The organism is Mesorhizobium australicum (assembly GCF_900177325.1).
In the GTDB taxonomy this organism is placed as follows: Bacteria; Pseudomonadota; Alphaproteobacteria; order Rhizobiales; family Rhizobiaceae; genus Mesorhizobium_A; species Mesorhizobium_A australicum_A.
Genome location: NZ_FXBL01000004.1, coordinates 3,394,447 through 3,412,533, shown reverse-complemented (window position 1 = coordinate 3,412,533; position 18,087 = coordinate 3,394,447). Strand labels below are relative to the sequence as shown.

Genomic DNA, 18,087 nt, shown 5'->3' with positions numbered 1-18,087 from the left:
GGCGCCTACAGGTCAGCCTTGTCCAGCCCGTATTTCTGCATCTTCTCGTAGAGCGTCTTGCGCGAGATGCCGAGCGACTCATAGACCGGCTTGAGACTGCCGCGATGGGCGCGCAGTGCGCTCGCGATCACGCCGCGCTCAAACTCCGCCACCCGCTCGGCGAGCTTTTCCTCGCCCTGGCCGACGATCGCTTCGCCCGCCGGCGTCGCGCCCAGACCGAGCACGTAGCGGTCGGCTGCGTTGCGCAATTCCCGCACATTGCCGGGCCAGTCGCGCCGGGCAAGAGCGGCGACGACCGACGGCGGCACCTCGACAGCCTCGCGGCGATAGCGTCCCGCGGCCTCGGTGACGAGCTGGAGGAAGAGGAGCGGCACGTCGTCCCGCCGCGCGGCCAGCGAGGGCATGCGCAGCGTCACGACGTTGAGACGGTAGAACAGGTCAGCGCGGAAGCGGCCGGCCGCGACCTCGGCCTCCAGGTCGGCCTTGCTGGTGGCCACGAAACGCACGTCGAGCTGGACGGCGTCGTTGGAGCCGAGGCGGGTGACGGCGCGGTCCTGGATGACGCGCAGCAGCTTGGCCTGCAGGTCGATGGGCATGGAGCCGATCTCGTCGAGCAACACGGTGCCACCGCGCGCATGCTCGAACTTGCCGAAGCGGGCGCGCAGCGCGCCGGGAAAGGCGCCTGCTTCGTGCCCGAACAGTTCGCTCTCGATGAGCGTGTCGGGAAGGGCGGCGCAGTTGATCGCCACGAAGGGGCTGCTGGCGCGCCCGCTGAGATCGTGCAGCGCGCGCGCCGCCACTTCCTTGCCGGTGCCGGTGTCGCCGATGATGAGCACGTCGGCATCCGTCGCCGCCACGGCGCGCAGCCGGTAGCGCAGGTCGATCATCGCCTGCGTGCGCCCGGGCAGGCGCGCCTCCAGGTCGTCGCGCTTGCCGGCGGCCGCGCGCAGGAGCCGGTTTTCCAGCACCAGCCGGCGGCGGTCGGTGGCGCGGGCCGCCATATCGGCAAGCTGCTGGGTTGTGAACGGCTTTTCCATGAAGTCGTAGGCGCCCTCGCGCATGGCCTTGACCGCGAGCTGCACGTCGCCATGCCCGGTGACGAGGATGACCGGAATGTCGGGGTCGATGTCGCGGACGTGCGCCATCAGCGTCATGCCGTCCATACCGGGCATTCGGATGTCGCTGACGAGCACGCCGTTGAAGCCCGGGCTGACGAAATCCAGCGCCCGTTCCGCCGAGGCGAAGTCGCGGACGACGAATCCCGACAGGTCGAGCGACTGGGCGGTGGAGCGCCGCAGTTCTTCCTCGTCGTCGACAAGCAGGACGACCGGCGCGCTCATTCCGCCGCCTCGCGTACGGATGGCCTGGCCGCATCGAGCTCGATGGCGAAGACCGCGCCACCGTCGGGATGGTTGGAGGCGGAGACCGCGCCGCCGAAATCCTTGACGATGTTGTAGGAGATCGACAGGCCGAGGCCGAGACCCTTGCCGACGCCCTTGGTGGTGAAGAACGGGTCGAAGATGCGCTCGGCGATGGCGGGCGCGACGCCGGGTCCGTGATCCCGGACGCTGATCGTGACCCGGCCGCCTTTCTTCCGCGCCGTCAGTTCGATCGTCCTTTGGTCCAGGCCTTCCACCGCGTCGGCGGCGTTGGAGATGATGTTGACGAGCACCTGCTGCAACCTGACGGCGCCGCCGCGGACGGACAGGGGCACGGGGCCCAGATCGACCTTCAGCGTCGCGTCAGCCGCTTTCAGGCGCCAGGCGACGATTTCCGCCGTGTCGGCGACCACCTCGGCGAGATCGACCGAGCCGAGCTTCTCGTTCGGCTTGCGGGCGAAGTTGCGCAGGTGGCGGCTGATCGACGCCATCCGGTCGGTCAGGGCCGAGATGCGCGTGACATTGTCCCGTGCCTCGGCGATGCGGTCGCGCTCGATCAGGATGGCGGCGTTGTCGGCATAGGTCTTCACCGCCGCCAGCGGTTGATTGAACTCGTGGCTGAGGGCGGCCGACATCTGCCCGAGCGCGGCGAGCTTGCCTGCCTGCACCAGGTCCGACTGCGTCTTGCGCAACTGCTGTTCGGTGGCGCGGCGCTCGGCGACCTCGGTCTCGAGCTGGCGGTTGACCTGGGCGAGATCGGCGGTCCTTTCGGCGACGCGCCGTTCGAGCTCGGCCTGCGCGGTGCGCTGCAACTCCATGCGCTCGGCAAGCCGCGCACGCCGTTGCAGCACGATCGCGGCGAGGAGGGCGGCGAGGCCGAGCACGAGAACGGCGACGGTGATGCTGACATAGGTCTGCGCATAGGCGGAGGCGGTGTCCGTCAGCACGCTCACGGTCCAGCCCGCATTCTGCATGGCGGCGGAGAGGACGAGATATTCCGTGCCCTTGCCGTTCATGTCGACGTTCATCAGCACGTGCTCGTCGAGGTTGCCGCGGCGTACCGGCAGCTCGCGCAGCGTCGCGTTGGCGTAGCGGCGCGATTCCGTCGTGCGCGCCAAGCGGTCGGGCGTGATCGGCAGCAGCCCGGCATACAGCCAGTCCGGGCGGCCGGACATGAAGATGATGCCTTCAGGATCGGTGACGATGATCTCGTGGTCGCCGCCCTTCCAGGACGCCTCGATGGCGTCGAGGTCGACCTTGAAGACGACCACGCCCAGGACCTCGCCGTCGACTCGAATGGGGGCGGAGAAATAGTAGCCGCGCTTGAGCGACGTCGTGCCGAGGGCGAAGAACCGCCCGGCGCGGCCAGCGATCGCATCCTGGAAATAGGGACGGTAGGAGAAGTTCTCGCCGACGAAGGACAGCGGCCCGTCATAGTTGCTGGCCGCCACCGTGTCGCCGCCGGGCACCATGACATAGATGTCGGACGACTGCAGGAGGGCGTTGATCTCCTTCAGATAGCGGTTCGCCTCGGTGCGCAGCGCCTCGTTGGTCGGGTCGGCGACCAGTGACTTGATGTCGTCCTGGTCTGCGATGAGCGGCGGCAGCGCCTCGAAGCGCCGCATGTGGCCGTCGAGGGCCGCGACGGCGAGCCGGAGCGTGGTCTGGCCGCGCGTGGCCGCGTCGTCGAGATAGAAGCGGATGGCGACGCCGCTGCCGACGAGCACGACGACGCCCGCCATCAGCAGGGCGGCCATCGTCGCCAGAAGCCATCTTGTGCCTGTACCCTGCGTCGTCACGCTGTCGCCTCGACATGGAGGAAGTGCGAATATATCGCGCGGCATGCAGCTGACAATCGACGTCGGCGTCTTCCCCTCTGGCGCCGCGCCGCACGGCTTGGCAAGCTCGCGCAAACAGGAGTCGCGTCATGACAACGTCTTTCCATCCGCCCAAGCCGCGCGCGCTGACGGCGCCGCTGCTGGTCGACGTCGCGACCGGGCGCAGCCATGCCGATGTGGTGGTGCGGGACGGGCGGTGGGTGAATGTTCATTCGGGCGAGATCATCCCCGGGACGGACATCGCCATCATCGGTGGGCGCTTCGCCTATTGCGGGCCGGATGCGAGCCACGCGATCGGGCCGAAGACCATCGTCGTCGACGCCGCCGGCCGCTATCTGGTGCCCGGCCTGTGCGACGGGCACATGCATGTCGAGAGCGGCATGGTGACGGTGACCGAGTTCTGCCGCGCGGTGATTCCGCATGGCACGACCTCGATGTTCATCGACCCGCACGAGATCGCCAACGTGCTGGGACTGGAAGGGGTCAGGCTGATGCATGACGAGGCGGTGGCGATGCCCGTCAACGTGCATGTGCAGATGCCGTCCTGCGTGCCGTCGGCGCCGGGGCTGGAGAACAACGGCGCGACGCTGGACGAGAAGGACGTGGCCGAGGCGATGACCTGGCCGAACATCATCGGGCTCGGCGAGGTGATGAACTTTCCGGGCGTCTCGAACAACGACCGACTGATGGTGGCGGAGATCGCCGAGACGGTGAAGGCCGGCAAGGTGGTCGGCGGGCACTATGCCTCCCCCGATCTGGGCCTCGCCTTCCACGGCTATGTCGCCGGCGGGCCGGAGGACGATCATGAGGGCACGCGGGCCGAGGATGCCATCGCGCGCGTGCGGCAGGGCATGAAGGCGATGCTCAGGCTGGGCTCGGCCTGGTACGATGTCGCCGCGCAGGTGAAGGCTGTGACGGAAGAGGGCATCGACCCGCGCAACTTCATCCTGTGCACCGACGACTGCAATGCCGGTACGCTGGTGAATGACGGCCACATGAACCGCGTGGTGCGGCATGCGATCGCGCAAGGGCTGAAGCCGGTGACGGCGATCCAGATGGCGAGCCTCAACACGGCGCAGCATTTCCGTGTCGACCGCGACCTTGGCTCCATCGCGCCGGGGCGGATCGCCGATTTCCTCATCGTGTCGGACCTCGCACAGCTCGCCATCGACGAGGTGTGGGGGCGGGGCGTGAAGCTCGCGGAGGCAGGAAAGCTGGTGGTCGAGATCCCGCCCTACGACTATCCGCAAAAGGCCAAGCAGACGGTGAAGGTCGGCGGCAAGAAGGTCGCGGCGGAGTTCGATATCGCGGCACCCAAGGGAGCGAATTCGGTCAGGGTGCGGGCAATCGGTGTGGTCGAGAACCAGGCGCCGACGAGGGCGCTGGAGGTCGACCTGCCGGTCGAGAACGGGCTGGTGGCGATGGACCGCAAGGCCGACATATGCCAGATCGCGGTGGTGGAGCGGCATCGCGCAACCGGGCAGGTGGTGAACGCCTTCGTTTCCGGATTCCGCTATGCGAAGGACTGCGCGGTGGCATCGAGCGTGGCGCATGACAGCCACCAGATCATCGTGGTGGGCACCAACAAGGCCGACATGGCCGCCGCCGTGAACCGGCTGTCGGAGATCGGCGGCGGCGCGACGGTCTATTCCGGCGGCAAGGAACTGGCGACCGTCGAACTGCCGATCGCCGGGCTGATGTCGGACGAACGGGCGGAAATCGTGGCGGAGAAGGCGGAACGGCTGAAGCAGGCGATGATCGACTGCGGCTGCACGCTCAACAACGCCTTCATGCAGCACTCGCTGCTGGCGCTGGTGGTGATCCCGGAACTGAGGATCTCCGACGTCGGGCTGGTCGACGTGCGAACCTTCGAGAAGGTCGACCTGTTCGTGTGAAAGCGGCGCGGACGGAAGGCCGCCGCTACTGGTTCAGCACCATGTTGAAGACCTTGAACGGCGTGGTGATGATCACCTCCGCCGCCGTGCCGACGCCGCGCGCCAGCAAGGCGGGCGCCTCGGTTATTTCGGTGTCACCGTCGAACTTATCGCCGTTGCGCAGCCGCTCGCCGAGCATGGTGACGAGCGTGGGATTGTCGGCAAACTTGGTGTGGTTGTAGCTGTCGCCGGCTTTCACCTGGGTGAGGTCGACCACGACCAGACCGAGTTCGGCGATTTCCTTCGCGTCGCGATACTCGCCGAGTCGCGGCTGCTGGCCGGCGATCAGGCTGGAGACGCGCAGCGCCTTGTCGTCGTCCGACAGCAGCACGAAGAACGGCCTGTCCGGCACGCCGTAGCGCCGCATCTGGCTCTTGAACACGTCGACGTCGATGTCGGGAGAGGCGAGAATGACATCGCCGAGCCGGCCGCCTATGTCGCGATCGCCGGCAATGGCGAGGCTGCGCAGCGTTTCCATCGTCAGCCACGTGCCCATGGAGTGCGCCACGATGTCGATGCGCTTGACGCCCGACTTCGCCAGCGAGCGCAGCAGTTCCTCCAGCGCGTCGCGGGCGGCGTTGGCGCTGTCGCGGTCGTAGACGTAATCGACCGCGCGGCCGGCGGAGGCCCAGGTGAACAGGATCGGCGCGCCGTCGTAGCCGGAATCGTGCACGATCTGCGTTGCGCGGTAGACGGCGGCATCGAAGGGGGTCTTGTAGCCGTGGACGAAGACGAGGACCCGGCCGCCGTCGCGCCGCGCCGCATCGTTCACATGACTGGAAAAGGTGGAAATCCCGTCATAGGCAGTGATCGATCGGGCGGTGAAGTAGCGGGAGGGGTCGGGACTCTTGCCTTTCGGCTTTTCCAGCCCGCCGACCTTATGGATTGCCGGCACCGAGACATCGATGCGCGCGAAGGCATGCTCCTGGGAACGCCGGCCGTCGAACACGGCCTTCGGGTTGTCTGCCTTGCGACGGGTGGTGGCGATATAGATCTCGTGCGTCGCCGCCACGCCCTTCTGGGAAACGACGGGAGGATCGAAGAACAGCGGGCGCTCAGGGGCTGTGTTGCAACCGGACGCGAGGAGCGCCGCCGCCAGGACGGCGGCGGTGAACCGCCAGGAACGCGAGCCGACAGACGCCATCACTGTACCACACCCAGACGCTTCCCCTATGCCCAGGGGTTGGATAGCGGTACGAGCCCCTGCCGTCCAGCCGGGACTGGCGCTGCTCACCTGCTCCAGAAGGCGGGTGAGAAGATGACGAGCACAACGAGGATTTCGAGGCGCCCGAGAAGCATCAGCACAGAGAGGATCCATTTCGCCGTGTCGGGCAGGCTGGAATAGTTGCCGGCCGGCCCGACGATGTCGCCAAGTCCGGGGCCGACATTGGTGATGCAGGCCAGCGCGCCGGTGAGCGCCGTGACGAGATCGAGCCCGGTGGCAGAGAGAAGCAGCGTGCCGATCATCCAGATCATGAAGAAAGAGGCGATGAAGAGCACGACTGCGCGTTGCATGCCGTCCGGCACGCTGCGGTCGCCGTAGCGGACCGGATGGATGGTGTTGGGATAGACGAGACGGCGCACGCCATTGGCGAGAAGCTCGAACAGGATCAGGAACCGGTAGGCCTTGATGCCGCCCGAGGTGGACCCCGAGCAGGCGCCGAGGAAGGTGGCAACGAAGATGCAGGCGACGGCGAACGGACCCCATTTGGTGTAGTCGTCGCTGGCGAAGCCCGTCGTGGTGATGATCGACATGAAATTGAAAGTCGAGTGTGTCAGCGCGTAGAAGAAGGGGACGCCGGTCGAGACGCGCAGATAGATCGCCACGGCGACCGCAAACACGACGCAATAGCCGAGAAAGACCTTGATCTGCGGGTCGCCGAGCGCATCGACACGGCCGCGGACGGCGAACAGGATCATGATCGAGAACGGCAGGCCGCCGATGAACATGAAGGCCGAGCCGGTCCACAGGATGGCAGGGTTGTCACCGTAGCGTGCGAAGGATGTGTCGTGCGTGGAGAAACCTCCGGTGGCGAGCGTCGACATCGCATGGTTGATCGCGTCGAAGATCTGCATGCCAAAGGCGACGTAGATCAGTGCGCAGGCGGCCACGAGCACCGTGTAGATCACGATCAGGCTCATCGTGAAGGTCGCGAGCCGCTCGAAGGGCCGATCCGCGATGTCGGACGATTCGATGCGGAAATAGGTTATGCCGCCGATATTGAGGAAGGGCAGCAGGAACAGGCCGAGCGCGATGACGCCGAGGCCGCCCATGTAGTTGAGCAGCGAGCGCCAGAGCAGCAGGCCGGGCGGAGCATTGTCGAGGCCGTTGATGACCGTTCCACCCGTGGTGGTGATGCCGGAGACCGATTCGAAAATGGCGTCCGCCAGCGACAGGTCCATCGACGGCGTGGCCAGAAGCGGGATCGCGCCGGCCACCGCCATGGTGATCCACAGCATGTTGACGAGAAGGAAGCCGAAGCGGGTGTTGGCCGGCGGCGGGCGCCCCTGCGTGGCGAGTGCGACGGCGAGCGACAGGCCGCCGAGGAAGAAGGCGCAGAAGGCAAACACCTTCCAGTCCTCGTTCCCGTAGAACAGATCGACCGCGGCCGGGATCAGCATCGCCAGCGACAGGTAGATCGCGAAGACGGCGGAGATGTGGATGGCAGCGCGGATGGAAAGAGAGTGCACCGTGTGGCCTTGCGAAATCCGCCGCCGGGCGGGCGGCGGCGCGGAAGGTGGCTTCCGTAGCCCGAATATGCAATAGGGCGCGGCTTGAACCAACAGTTTTGGGAAAGCGCGATGGCGACGGCATTCATCGAGGGCGTGGAGCGAGCCACAGCCGAGGTGAGGGCGCTGTTCGCGCCGACGCCGCTGCAGGAGAACGACCACCTCTCGCGCAAGTTCGGCGCCCGCGTGCTGCTGAAGCGCGAGGACCTGTCGCCGGTGCGCTCCTACAAGATCCGCGGCGCGTTCAACTTCTTCCGCAAGGCGCTGTCGGGCGGCTCGAAAGCGGAACTGTTCGTCTGTGCCTCGGCCGGCAACCACGCGCAGGGCTTCGCCTATGTCTGCCGGCATTTCGGCAGGCGCGGCGTGGTGTTCATGCCGGTGACGACGCCGCAGCAGAAGATCGACAAGACCCGCATCTTTGGCGGCGAGTTCGTCGAGATCAGGCTGGTGGGCGACTTCTTCGACGACTGCTACCGCGCCGCGATCGCCTTCGCCGAGGCCGAGAAGGGGCTGATGGTGCCGCCGTTCGACCATCGCGACATCATCGAGGGCCAGGCGACGGTGGCGCAGGAGATCGCCGCGCAGATGCCGAAGGGCAGGGAGCCCGACATCGTGATCATCCCGGTCGGCGGCGGCGGGCTTTCGGCGGGGCTGACGCGCTATTTTCGCGATGCGGGCTGGACGTCGCGCTTCGTCTTCACCGAGCCTGCCGGCGCGCCCAGCCTGCGCGAGACGCTGGCGCATGGCCGGCGGACGAAGCTGGAGACGGTCGACAATTTCGTCGACGGCGCCGCGGTGGCCGAGATCGGCCGGGAGCCGCTGAAACACCTGAAGGACTTTCCGGCAGACGCCGTGAAGCTGGTGCCGGAGAACCGGCTCTGCTCCACCATCCTCGAAATGCTCAACATCGAGGGCGTGGTGCTGGAGCCGGCAGGCGCGCTGGCGATCGACACGCTGAAGGATTTTTCGCGCAAGGAGCTGAAGGGCAAGACGGTGGTTTGCATCGTTTCGGGCGGCAATTTCGACTTCGAGCGGCTGCCGGACGTGAAGGAGCGGTCGCTGCGCTACGAGGGACTGAAGAAGTATTTCGTCTTCCGCTTCCCGCAGCGGCCAGGCGCGCTGCGCGCGTTCCTCGACCTGCTCGGCCCCGAGGACGATATCGCGCGGTTCGAGTATCTGAAGAAGTCGGCGCGCAATTTCGGCTCGGTGCTGATCGGCATCGAGACCAAGGACCGCAAGAATTTCGACCTGTTGCGGCATCGCTTCGACGCGGCCGGCTGGGCCTATCAGGATATCACCGAGAACGAGACACTGGCGGGCCTGCTGATATGACGAAGACGGTCTACATCCTGCTGTTCCGCGGCGTGGGCGGGGCGACGCAGCTGCCGGTAAAGCCGTTGCGGGAGAAGCTGACCGAGGCGGGGTTCAAGAAGGTCGCGACCTATATCAACAGCGGCAATGCGCTGCTGGCGAGCGGCAAGGGCCGCGAGACGGTGCGCAAGGAGGTCGCGGCGATCTGCAAGGCGGAATTCGGCTTCGACAAGGACATCCATGTTGTAACGCGGGAGGAGTGGGCGGAACTCATCGCGAAGAACCCATTCCCCGGCGCGGCGGAGGTGCCGAAGTTCCTGCACGCGGCGGTGCTGGCGGGCGACCCGCCCAAGGGCGCTGTGGAGAAGCTGCGCGAGGTGGCGAAGGAAGGCGAGCGGATCGAGGTGGTGGACCGCGTCGCCTATCTCCACACGCCGCACGGCTTCGGCACGTCGAAGCTGGCGGAGAAGTTCGACAAGGGCATCGGCGTGGCGAACACAGCGCGCAACTGGAACACGGTGGCGAAGCTGATGGAGATGGCGGAGGGGATGTGAGGGGGAGGCCTGCTATTCCTCCGGCGCAATTACAGTCGGCAGCGGCACCGCGCGTTCGCCTCTCTGGTTGCGCCACCTGAACTTACTCTGGTACTCTCGCCGCTGCTTGGCGACCTCGTAGAGGACGATCCCGGAACTCGTGCCGAGGTTCAGGCTCTCGATCATGCCGAACATCGGAATAGAGACGCACATGTCGCTGCGCTCGACGGCACGGTCGCTGATGCCCATGGATTCGCTGCCGAACCATACCGCCAGTTTGGAATGAACTGTATAGTCGCCCTCATGCAGGAAGATGCTGGTCTTGCCTTTCACGTGGGGCGAGGTGACGATCGAGTGGAAGTTCTTCTTCTCAAGATAGTCGAAGCACTCGTCCGTGCTGTCGAAACGCTTCACGAAGGTCCACTTTACAGCGGAAACCGATATCTTCGACACCGATCGCCGCTCGCGCAGTTCCTGCCAATCGTCGGGCAGGGAACGGCCGGGATCGACGATGTAGACCTTCTCGACGCCGAGGGCGTTCACATTACGGATCACCGAGCCGATGTTCTTCACGTCGGTCGGATTTTCGAGCACGGCGATCAGGTTCTTGCAGCGGAATGCCTTGATCTCGTTGGCGCGTTTGCGAACGGATGCTCGCGGAGCAGCTTTTTCCTCAACATCTTCCATCGGTGTTCTCCCGTAGCCCGCTCGTGCTGTCCTGAAGCCGTTCTAAGCTTATCCTACGGCCGGATGCTAGAACCTCAAATTCGCTTGCACCGTCCCCATTGCTATTTCCCCGCAAATCCCCCATATGCGGCCTCATAGGCGCTTGGGCCGGGTGATCCGGCTTTCTCCAATGAGACTTCGTCGCGTCTGTTTCGCCCTGTCCTCGGACGGCCGGCGGACAAGCCCCGCGGCATGATGCATGCGGGCGCGACAGCGCAAACGAGCGGGTTTTCCGCCGCCTTGTCGTTTCACACAGATCCCTGACGGTCGGGTTGCGCCCCGGGTCCGTCTCTGCGCGCGGCCGATGACGGCCGCCGAAAGAAGAGTATTTTGAACACCGAAACCACCATTGAAACCAATATCGCCGAGACCGGATTCGCCGCGCTCGGCATCACCGGCAATCTGCTGAAGTCGACCGTCGCGTCGGGCTTTACCGAGCCGAAGCCGATCCAGATCAAGGCGATCCCGCCGCATCTGGCCGGTCGCGACATCATCGCGATCGCGCAGACGGGCTCGGGCAAGACGGCGGCGTTTTCGCTTCCGATCCTGACCAAGATCATCGCCATCGGCGCCAAACGGCTGCCGAAGACGGCGCGCGCGCTGATCCTCGCGCCGACCCGCGAACTCGCGGTGCAGATCGAGGACACGATCAAGGTGCTGGCCAAGGGCCTGCACATTTCGACCGCGCTGGTGCTGGGCGGCGTGTCGCGCAACAGCCAAGTCAAGAAGATGCAGGGCGGCGTCGACATCCTGATCGCCACGCCCGGCCGGCTGACCGACCTCGTCCGCGAGGGCGAGGTGAAGCTCAACGAGACGCGCTGGCTGGTGCTCGACGAGGCCGACCGGATGCTCGACATGGGCTTCATCAACGACGTGCGCCGCCTGTCGAAGGCAACGCATCCCGAACGGCAGACGGCACTCTATTCGGCGACCATGCCGGACGAGATCGCCGAACTGGCGAAGTCGCTGCTGAAGAACCCGGTCCGCGTCGAGGCGGCTCCGCCGTCGACCACGGCGACCGAGATCAAGCAGGGCCTTGTCATCGCGCGGCTCAAGCAGAAGCGGCAGGTGCTGTCCGCCATGCTGGCCGACGAGAAGATGAAGTCGGTCATCGTCTTTGCCCGCACCAAGCACGGCGCCGACCGCGTGACCCGCGACCTCGAGCGCGACGGCTTCAACGCCGCCGTGATCCACGGCAACAAGTCGCAGAATGCCCGCCAGAGGGCGTTGAACGACTTCCGCGACGGTTCCGTTCGCATCCTGGTGGCGACCGACATCGCCGCGCGCGGCATCGACGTGCCCGGCATCTCGCATGTCGTGAACTTCGATCTGCCGGACGAGCCGGAGAGCTATGTCCACCGTATCGGCCGCACGGGCCGTAACGGCGCCGACGGCGTGGCGATCACGCTGTGCGATCCGGCCGAGTTCGCCAAGCTGCGCGCGGTCGAGCGGATCACCCGCATGAAGATCGCCGTCATCGCCGATCACACCGACCAGCCGGACCCGGCCGTCAACAAGAACGAGCCGCGCGAGGCGCCGTATCGCGACCCGCGTGCAAAGCCGCGCCAGGACAACGGAAACGGGGGCAATCGCAACCACAAGGGCGGCGGCAATCGCAACGCCCAGGGCAAGCCCGGCGGCGGCGCACCCGCCGGCGAGCGCAAGCCGTTCCGCGGCAAGCGCCGCGGGTTCGGGTCGAAGCCCGCCACCCGCGCGGCCTGATCCCGGACCCGTTCCGGTCCAGCCTGCTGACCCAACCGACGGCCCCCTTGCGGGGCCGTTGGCACATTGATGCCCGCACGGTCATCGTTTACCCCGGAAGGCACACAGGCGGCCGCAGAGCCGTCGATACGAACCGGGAAACGCATCCATGGCGGGCATCGCTGCGCTGACGGCGGCCTATGTGCTGTCGCAATTCTTCCGCTCCTTTCTCGCGGTGCTGACACCAGCGCTGATCTCTGAGCTCGGGGCGACGAAGGCCGAGCTGTCGATGGCGTCGGGCGCGTGGTTCATCGCCTTCGCGCTGATGCAGTTCGTCGTCGGCGTGTCGCTCGACAGGTTCGGCCCGAAGCGCACCGCGGCGATCCTGCTCGGAGTGTGCGGCGGCGCTGGGGGGCTGATCTTCGCCTCGGCCACCGCGCCCTGGATGATCACGCTTGCCATGGTGCTGATCGGCATGGGCTGCGCGCCGGTGCTGATGGCTTCGGTGTTCATCTTCGCACGCGAATTTCCGCCGGCGCGGTTCGCGGTGCTGACCTCGACGCTGATCGGCGTCGGTTCGGCGGGCAACGTGTTCGGTTCGTCGCCACTTGCCAACGCGGCCGAGGCATTCGGCTGGCGCTGGGTGATGCTCGGGCTGGTCGTGGTGACCGTGGCCGTCGCGCTGGCGATTGCCGCCTTCGTGCGCGATCCGGAAAAGCTCGAGACCGAGCATGCAGACACCGGCTTCTCCGGCTATCTCGACCTGCTGCGGCTGAGGGTGCTGTGGCCGATCATTCCGCTGACGGCGATCAACTATGCGCCGGCCGTGGGCATACGCGGGCTCTGGGCCGGGCCCTATCTCGCGGACGTCTATGGCGCCACCGCGATCGTCATCGGCCAGGTGACGCTGTTCATGGCGCTCGCCATGGTTGCGGGCAATTTCCTCTACGGGCCGCTTGATCAGTTCTTCCGGACCCGCAAATGGGTCGCGGTGGTCGGCAACAGCCTGAGCCTCTGCGCCATCCTGTGGCTGGCGCTGCATGCGGGCGAGGGCATCTTCGCGGATGCGGTCGTGCTGGTGCTGATCGGCGTGACCGGAGCGAGCTACGGGCTGTTGATGGCGCATGCGCGCGCCTTCCTGCCGATGCACCTGACGGGCAGGGGCGTCACGCTGATGAACTTCTTCTCGATTGGCGGGGTGGGCGTGATGCAGTTCGTCACCGGCGCGGTGGTGACAGCGTCGACAGTGCCGGGCGATCCGCTGGCGGCCTACCGCACGCTGTTCGTCTTCTATGCCGCGATGCTCGCCGTCGCCCTCATCGCCTATCTGCCGGCGCGTGACGCGAGGCCCGCAGACTGAGGCGCAGAGTCAGGTTCCAAGCCCAAGCGATTTGATCCATTCGACAATCCGGGCTGCGAGCGGATCGGTCATCTTCGGCGAGAAGGCGTCCCCGGCGAGGACGTGGCTGGATGGATCGCCCGGATCGTCGACGGCGACGAGCTCGTGCGGACCGCCCCAGGCGGCCGCGACGGCCTTGGCCTCGTCCGGCCTGATCACCTTGTCGCCGTCGGAGACGACGAAGAGGGCGGGGATCGTTACCTTGTCATAGGATTGCGCGCGGGCGAGCTTCACGATCGCGGCCATCGGCAATGTCGCGCGGGTCGGATAGCGCCAGGTCCACAGCTGCCGCTGCAAGTCGTTGGCCGGCTCGAACCCGCGTTCCTTGCCGATGAGAAGCTCCGCGAGCTGCAGGCCCCAAGGGCCGGTGAGCAGGCCGGCGCCCGAAGCCTGGACGCCGAAGTTGGGCGAGATCAGCACGACCGCCACGACATCCTTCGCAAGCTCTGGCTGAGCGAGCGCCCAGGCGGCGAGGCTGCCGCCGGTGGAGGTGGCGACGACGATCACCTTCTCGCCGATGGCATGGCCGATCGCGAGGGCTTCGGCCGTATCGTTGACCCAGGCGTTGAGGCTTGCCTCGCCCATGGCGGCGTTGTCCTGGCCGTGGCCGGCGAGGCGGGTGAAGAAGAGATTGGCGCCGAGGGCGGCGGCGACCTTGTCGGGTAAAGGGCGGACTTCGCCCTTCGAGGCCGAGAAGCCGTGGATGTAGACGATCGACAGCGGCGTCTTCGCGCGTGAGGCGGGATAGGCCCAGACAATCTCCTTGGCGAGCCCCGGCCGGATGTTCGCGACCTTCGCCTCGGAGGCGGCGAGATAGGCGTCGGGGTCGGCGCCGATGGATGCGTCGCGGAAGGTCAGCGTCGTGTCGGTCGCGACGCGCGGGCCGAGGAGATAGAGCGCGCCGAGCGCGGCGACCAGTAGCAGAAGCAAGATGGCGACGATCCTCCCCATCGGGTCCTCCCAGATCATTCGGCGTATCGGTATCGCGCGGGCAGGGTCGAGGCAAGGAGCCGTGCCGGGGCGAGAACGCCGCGTGGCCTGCGCCAATCGCAGTCTGAATGTTCGTTTCCGGCTGGCTGCTTTCGACGGTGCATTTTGCCGTCGATTGGCGGCTTCGGAGAAAAATGCTCCCTTGCGGGGAAGCGGCTTGGTTTCTAAACCGGGCTGCTCACCCTCCAGCCCCGAAGCGGGCGAGCAGGCAAGGATCGATCATGTTCAATTCCGTCATCGACGCCATCGGAAACACGCCCCTGATCCGCCTGAGGCGGGCGTCGGAGGAAACCGGCTGCGAGATCCTTGGCAAGGCCGAGTTCATGAATCCCGGCCAGTCGGTGAAGGACCGCGCCGGCCTGTTCATCATCCGCGACGCGGAGAAGCGCGGCCTTCTGCGGCCCGGCGGCGTGATCGTCGAGGGGACGGCCGGCAATACCGGCATCGGGCTGACCGTGGTCGCCAAGGCGCTGGGCTACCGCACCGTGATCGTGATCCCCGACACGCAGAGCCAGGAGAAGAAGGACGCGCTGAGGCTGCTCGGCGCCGAGCTGATCGAGGTTCCGGCGGTGCCCTACAAGAACCCGAACAACTATGTGAAGGTGTCGGGCCGGCTGGCGGAGCAACTTGCGAAGACCGAGCCCGCGGGCGCGATCTGGGCCAACCAGTTCGACAATGTCGCCAACCGCGACGGCCACATCGTCACGACGGCGCAGGAGATCTGGGACCAGACCGGCGGCAAGGTGCACGGCTTCGTCTCGGCCGTCGGCACCGGCGGCACGCTGGCGGGCGTAGCGGCGGGACTGAAGGGCAAGAGCAAGGACGTCAAGATTGCGATCGCCGACCCGCTGGGCGCGGCGCTGTTCAGCTTCTACACCGACGGCGTGCTGAAGTCCGAGGGAAGCTCGATCACCGAAGGCATCGGCCAGGGGCGCATCACTGCGAACCTGGAGGGTTTCACACCCGAATTCGCCTATCAGGTGCCGGACGAGGAGGCGCTGCCGATCATCTTCGACCTGGTGCAGGAGGAAGGGCTCTGCCTCGGTGGGTCGACCGGCATCAACATCGCCGGCGCGATCCGGCTGGCGAAGGACCTCGGCCCCGGCCACACGATCGTGACGATCCTCTGCGACTACGGCACGCGCTACCAGTCGAAGCTGTTCAACCCGGACTTCCTGCGCACCAAGAACCTGCCGATCCCGCAATGGATGGACAGGACGCCTGAGATCGACGTGCCCTACGAGAAGGTCGACTGATGGCGCTGAGGACCGACGCCCTTTTTCGCGAGGATTCCTATCTGAGGGAGGCGGAGGCCGAGGTGCTGGCCGTCAGCGAGCGCGGCGGCGTGATCCTCGACCGCACCATCTTCTACGCCACGTCGGGCGGCCAGCCGGGCGATACGGGGACGATGGTGTTTGCGGACGGGACCGTGGTTCCGATCGCGGCCACGGTGACGGGCGAGACGAAAGACGAGATCATCCATGTTCCGGCTGAAGGCGCGGCGGTTCCGCTCGTCGGTTCGCGCGTGAAACTCGCGATCGACTGGCCGCGTCGCTTCAACCTGATGCGCATGCACACGGCTTGCCACCTCGTCTCGGTGATCTGTCCGTTTCCGATCACCGGCGCATCGGTGGCCGAGGACGACAGCCGCATCGACCTCGACATTCCGGACACGAGCTACACCAAGGAACTCGTCAGCGAGCGGCTGATGGACCTCGTGCGGGGCGACCATCCGGTTTTCACCCGCTGGATCACCGACGAGGAACTCGCGGCCAATCCGGGGCTGGTGAAGTCGAAGAACGTGCGCCCGCCGAGCGGCACCGGGCGCATACGACTGGTCTGCATCGGCGAGAACGCCGTGGTGGACAGCCAACCCTGCGGCGGCACCCATGTCGCCCGCACGGGAGAGATCGGCGAGATCCACATCGGCAAGATCGAGAAGAAGGGGCGCGAGAACCGGCGCTACCGGCTGCGGTTCGGGCCGGTGGTGGCGGGGTAGGGCGTCGCAAGTGGCGCGCGATGTCGATCAAGAGCCGGATAGGCATGCGCCCCCGCGGTGGTGTATGACCGGCCCATGAGCAAGAGCGCTGCACCTACCGGCTTCACCGTTTCGTCGGCCTGGCTGGCCGAGCACCTGAACGATCCCGGCATGTCCGTGGTCGACGCGTCCTGGTATCTGCCGGCGCAGGGGCGCGACGCGCGGGCCGAGTACGATGCCGGCCATATCCCGCGCGCGATCTTCTTCGACCATGACCTTGTCGTCGAGCCGGGTTCGAACCTGCCGCACACCATGCCTTCGCCACAGGTGTTCGCGACCTTTGCGGCATCGATGGGGATTTCGCGCGACGACACGATCGTGGTCTATGACGGCCCCGGCTTCTTCTCCGCGCCGCGCGCCTGGTGGATGTTCCGCACGATGGGCGCGGAGAAGGTCTATGTGCTCGAGGGCGGCATCGACGGCTGGAAGAAGGAAGGCCGCTTCGTCACCGACCAGCCGACCAAGATCGCGTCGTGCCTGTTCGACGTCCGGTTCGATCCGAGGCGGGTCGCCTCGCTGGCGGAGATGCGCGAGATCGTCGAGAAGGGCGGTCGACAGATCGCCGACGCGAGGCCGCCCGGCCGCTTCGCCGGCAAGGATCCGGAGCCGCGGCCTGGCGTCCGCGGCGGACACATGCCGGGTGCGCACAACGTGCCGGCGCTGGCGCTGTCGAAGGACGGCAAGCTGTTGCCGGTGGAAGAGCTGAAGCAGGCGTTCGACGCCGCCGGGGTGGACCTGAACGAACCGGTGGTCACCTCCTGCGGATCAGGGGTCACCGCGGCCGTGGTGGCGCTGGCGCTGGAGACGCTCGGGCACCGCGACGTCAAGCTCTACGACGGGTCATGGACCGAGTGGGGCGGCCGTGCCGACACGCCGGTGGTGAAGGACGAAGCATGACCGCGCAGAAGAAGCCCGCTCCGATCGACGTTACGGTCACGTTTCTCGAAATGGTCGCGCCTCCGGCGCATTATCCGCCGGTGCCCTACAACCGGCCGATCGCGCTGCTCAAGGCGCGCAGCATGCCGAACCATTTCTACCGCTACCTGATCGATCGCGTCGGGCGGAAATGGCATTGGGTGAATGCGCTGCGGCTCTCCGACGAGGCGCTGGCGCAGAAACTCGCCGAGCCCGAGCGCGACGTGCGCGTGCTGCATCTCGACGGCGTGCCCGCCGGCATGTTCGAGCTCGCCCCGGAGGGGGACGACATGATCGAGCTGGTCTATTTCGGCCTGATGGAGAATGCGACCGGCCAAGGCATCGGCCGGTGGTTCCTGGGCGCCGCGATCGAGGCGGCCTGGGCGAGGTCGCCGCAACGCGTGGTGGTGCAGACCTGCACGCTGGACCACCCGGCGGCCCTGCCGCTCTACCAGAAGATGGGCTTCAGGCCGGTGGCGCAGGTCAAGGAAACTGTCTTCCCACTGACCATGCCGGAACGGGCGGACATCCTCGTGCGGCCGTAAAGGTTTCCGCACGATTCCTGAACCTATCGTTCAGCTTCCTTTCAGGCT

At 66.5% G+C, this 18,087-nt stretch carries 15 protein-coding genes; 9 read left to right on the top strand and 6 right to left on the bottom strand.

What is annotated here, in order from left to right:
* Positions 1-5 precede the first annotated feature (5 nt).
* Complete coding sequence (locus tag B9Z03_RS19305) at positions 6-1,340, bottom strand: sigma-54-dependent transcriptional regulator (RefSeq protein WP_085465691.1); 1,335 nt, start codon at positions 1,338-1,340, stop codon at positions 6-8.
* The gene (locus B9Z03_RS19300) at positions 1,337-3,136 is read right to left on the bottom strand and encodes a sensor histidine kinase (protein WP_085465690.1); all 1,800 of its coding nucleotides are present in this window, start codon (positions 3,134-3,136) and stop codon (positions 1,337-1,339) included. The genes B9Z03_RS19305 and B9Z03_RS19300 overlap by 4 nt, the downstream gene beginning before the upstream one ends.
* Before the next feature lie 170 nt (positions 3,137-3,306).
* On the opposite strand from B9Z03_RS19300, the gene ade reads away from it, so the two are divergent.
* Positions 3,307-5,112, top strand: coding sequence for an adenine deaminase (ade, locus tag B9Z03_RS19295; RefSeq protein ID WP_085465689.1), 1,806 nt, complete (start codon positions 3,307-3,309; stop codon positions 5,110-5,112).
* A gap of 25 nt (positions 5,113-5,137) precedes the next feature.
* Here ade and B9Z03_RS19290 read toward each other — a convergent pair whose 3' ends face one another.
* Complete coding sequence (locus tag B9Z03_RS19290; RefSeq protein WP_085465688.1) at positions 5,138-6,295, bottom strand: alpha/beta hydrolase; 1,158 nt, start codon at positions 6,293-6,295, stop codon at positions 5,138-5,140.
* A gap of 86 nt (positions 6,296-6,381) precedes the next feature.
* Positions 6,382-7,773, bottom strand: a complete 1,392-nt coding sequence (locus B9Z03_RS19285) for a TrkH family potassium uptake protein (protein WP_085467762.1) — start codon at positions 7,771-7,773, stop codon at positions 6,382-6,384.
* A 180-nt stretch (positions 7,774-7,953) separates the two neighbouring features.
* Between B9Z03_RS19285 and ilvA the strand changes: the two genes are divergently transcribed.
* Positions 7,954-9,213 (top strand): threonine ammonia-lyase IlvA, encoded by a 1,260-nt coding sequence (ilvA, locus tag B9Z03_RS19280; protein WP_085465687.1) that lies wholly within the window; start codon positions 7,954-7,956, stop codon positions 9,211-9,213.
* On the top strand, positions 9,210-9,746 hold the full coding sequence (locus B9Z03_RS19275) for a DUF1697 domain-containing protein (RefSeq protein WP_085465686.1): 537 nt from the start codon (positions 9,210-9,212) through the stop codon (positions 9,744-9,746). Before ilvA ends, B9Z03_RS19275 begins: the two co-directional genes overlap by 4 nt.
* A 12-nt stretch (positions 9,747-9,758) precedes the next feature.
* On the opposite strand, the gene B9Z03_RS19270 is transcribed toward B9Z03_RS19275, so the two are convergent.
* The gene (locus B9Z03_RS19270) at positions 9,759-10,412 is read right to left on the bottom strand and encodes a TrmH family RNA methyltransferase (protein ID WP_085465685.1); all 654 of its coding nucleotides are present in this window, start codon (positions 10,410-10,412) and stop codon (positions 9,759-9,761) included.
* A gap of 369 nt (positions 10,413-10,781) precedes the next feature.
* Between B9Z03_RS19270 and B9Z03_RS19265 the strand changes: the two genes are divergently transcribed.
* Both B9Z03_RS19265 and B9Z03_RS19260 read left to right on the top strand, forming a co-directional pair.
* The gene (locus B9Z03_RS19265; RefSeq protein WP_244561785.1) at positions 10,782-12,173 is read left to right on the top strand and encodes a DEAD/DEAH box helicase; all 1,392 of its coding nucleotides are present in this window, start codon (positions 10,782-10,784) and stop codon (positions 12,171-12,173) included.
* 148 nt (positions 12,174-12,321) lie between these two features.
* On the top strand, positions 12,322-13,512 hold the full coding sequence (locus B9Z03_RS19260; protein WP_085465684.1) for an MFS transporter: 1,191 nt from the start codon (positions 12,322-12,324) through the stop codon (positions 13,510-13,512).
* 9 nt (positions 13,513-13,521) lie between these two features.
* Here B9Z03_RS19260 and B9Z03_RS19255 read toward each other — a convergent pair whose 3' ends face one another.
* A complete protein-coding gene (locus B9Z03_RS19255; protein WP_085465683.1) occupies positions 13,522-14,502 on the bottom strand; it encodes an alpha/beta hydrolase in 981 nt (326 codons plus the stop codon).
* 260 nt (positions 14,503-14,762) lie between these two features.
* Here B9Z03_RS19255 and B9Z03_RS19250 point away from each other — a divergent pair, with 260 nt between their 5' ends.
* From B9Z03_RS19250 to B9Z03_RS19235, 4 genes are all read left to right on the top strand, one after another.
* Positions 14,763-15,797, top strand: a complete 1,035-nt coding sequence (locus tag B9Z03_RS19250) for a cysteine synthase A (protein WP_085465682.1) — start codon at positions 14,763-14,765, stop codon at positions 15,795-15,797.
* A complete protein-coding gene (locus B9Z03_RS19245) occupies positions 15,797-16,540 on the top strand; it encodes an alanyl-tRNA editing protein (protein ID WP_085465681.1) in 744 nt (247 codons plus the stop codon). Before B9Z03_RS19250 ends, B9Z03_RS19245 begins: the two co-directional genes overlap by 1 nt.
* 75 nt (positions 16,541-16,615) lie before the next feature.
* On the top strand, positions 16,616-17,476 hold the full coding sequence (gene sseA / locus B9Z03_RS19240) for a 3-mercaptopyruvate sulfurtransferase (protein ID WP_085465680.1): 861 nt from the start codon (positions 16,616-16,618) through the stop codon (positions 17,474-17,476).
* Complete coding sequence (locus tag B9Z03_RS19235; protein WP_085465679.1) at positions 17,473-18,039, top strand: GNAT family N-acetyltransferase; 567 nt, start codon at positions 17,473-17,475, stop codon at positions 18,037-18,039. Before sseA ends, B9Z03_RS19235 begins: the two co-directional genes overlap by 4 nt.
* The last annotated feature ends 48 nt before the right edge of the window (positions 18,040-18,087 follow it).